1 protein-coding gene is annotated in these 397 nt (G+C 46.9%); it reads left to right on the top strand.

The features are described 5' to 3' along the window. Window positions 1-397, top strand: a 397-nt coding sequence (locus AB4496_RS18005; RefSeq protein WP_372131537.1) for an aconitase family protein, incomplete at both ends; no start/stop codon positions are given.

The following is a 397-nucleotide window of genomic DNA, read 5'->3' as shown; positions in this document are numbered from 1 at the left end:
CAAACGAAAGACATCAACGCTTCGGGTGAAATGGCTCGTATCCAAATGGAAACGCTATCAAAAAACTGTGAAGAGTTTGGTGTCACGCTTTACGATCTAAACCACAAATACCAAGGTATTGTGCACGTAATGGGTCCTGAGCTAGGTATTACTCTGCCGGGCATGACCATCGTATGTGGTGACTCACACACTGCAACACACGGTGCATTTGGTTCTTTAGCATTCGGTATCGGTACTTCTGAAGTTGAGCACGTTCTAGCAACTCAAACGCTAAAACAAGCGCGCGCTAAAACCATGAAGATCGAAGTAAAAGGCAAAGTCGCTGAAGGCATTACCGCAAAAGATATCGTACTCGCGATCATAGGCAAGACAACAGCCGCTGGCGGTACAGGCTACG

It is taken from the genome of Vibrio sp. 10N.222.46.A1 (genome assembly GCF_041473595.1).
GTDB lineage: Bacteria > Pseudomonadota > Gammaproteobacteria > Enterobacterales > Vibrionaceae > Vibrio > Vibrio tasmaniensis_A.
Note: the sequence above shows the minus strand (reverse complement) of the source record. Positions and strands in the feature narration are given on the sequence as shown.